This is a genomic window from Pediococcus argentinicus (genome assembly GCF_001437605.1).
Lineage (GTDB): Bacteria > Bacillota > Bacilli > Lactobacillales > Lactobacillaceae > Pediococcus > Pediococcus argentinicus.
The window spans coordinates 1-1555 of record NZ_JQCQ01000066.1 but is presented as its reverse complement, the minus strand read 5'-3'; the positions used below and the strand labels follow the sequence as shown (position 1 = coordinate 1555).

The 1555-nt window shown below is 36.1% G+C and carries 1 protein-coding gene; it reads left to right on the top strand.

Going from position 1 to position 1555, the window contains the following annotated elements; genetic code table 11:
* Positions 1-99 precede the first annotated feature (99 nt).
* Positions 100-1479, top strand: a complete 1380-nt coding sequence (locus tag IV88_RS08895; RefSeq protein WP_147165315.1) for an ISLre2 family transposase — start codon at positions 100-102, stop codon at positions 1477-1479.
* Positions 1480-1555 lie beyond the last annotated feature (76 nt).

The window sequence follows — 1555 nt, the reverse complement described above, 5'->3', positions numbered from 1 at the left end:
CATAGCGTAACTTAATTGTGGGTGGAATCCGAAAAGGGTCCCGCCCTTTTTGTTAAAATAGTTTTTGACAGAAAACTAAACAAAAAGGAGCAGAACCCCATGAATAAGATTATACAAGAAATACTAAATGATGTGGTAAAAAAGTCAGGAAATAGTTTTACTAAGTTTGTAGAAGGTTCTTCGAACCTTGATGAATTAATATTTGAAGAGAAGACAATATTTAAGCAAAGCGCCAAAAAAGTTGTTCAATCTGAGTTAGAACTTGTGGACAAAATGTTAATTAAGCAATCACAACGCAAGGGTTGGCAGATTCATGATGTGAGAGAGCGACACATTAATACTGAGCTCGGAGAAATAGTTTATCGTAGACATTACTATAATCATACGAAACTTGGTTATGCATATATGTTGGACCGCTTTCTGAGCTTGAATCCATACCAAAGATTAACAATTCAAACTCAGGCAGATGTCATTTCTCGGGCTTCTAAAGTTTCGTATCAGGAAACGATAAATACGCTGCCTGAATTAGAACTTTATAGTAAATCAACTGTTATGAGAGTAATTCGACGGTACAACCACTTCGATTTAGTGGGAGAGGATCAAGCCCCTAGAGACCCACGGTCTGTAAAGTCATTATTTATTGAAGCAGATGAAGGGCACTTGAAAATGCAGCCTAAAGGAACCCGATTTAGTCATTTAATCGTCGTTCATGAGGGTTGGTATCAAAAAGATAAGAGTCATAAGGCATTAATAAACAAACATGTATTTGGCGGTGATTATACGCATGATGTTAACCATTTATGGAATCAAGTCTTAGACTATTTGGACCTGCACTATGACCTAGATATGGTAAAGAATATCTATGTATCTGGAGACGGCGCTGCTTGGATTAAGCAAGGTGCTGACACAATACCACATAGTCAATTCATTTTAGATAACTTTCATGCTATGCAGGCATTGCACAACATTTCATTGATAACCAAGGTTCCTGTTGGTAAGTTGACGGAATGGGTTAATGAAAATAAACGTCGTTTATTTTTCGATCTGATAAAAGAGCGGCTGGATGAAAAAATAAATACAAATACAGAATTAACTAGATTAGAACAATTGTCTAAGTACATACGTAATAATTGGTCATTCATTAGTTTAAAGCATACAGATGATTTTAAAGGTACAAACATGGAGGGTCAGGTCAGCCACATAATTGCTGACCGTATGACTAGTCGACCAATGTGCTGGAGTATAATTGGTGGTGATCAGATGGGTCACTGGCGTTCATTGATTGCTAATGGAATTTCAGTGTTGGCAGAGCTTAATCGACAAAACAGTTATGTCGTACAAACTGAACAAATTGCTAAAACAGATGGTAGAGTTAGAAAGCATTCTGGCTACTATGATCATATTGGTGCTATTTCAGGAGGCATTGTAGATCATCATGTTAATTTCAAGCAAGAAATTATAAAATATAGAAAAGATTAGATTGTTAATATTACCTACGGTAATAGTCATTCTGAATGAATCTATTTATTTCTACCCACAACAAAGAAACGCGACC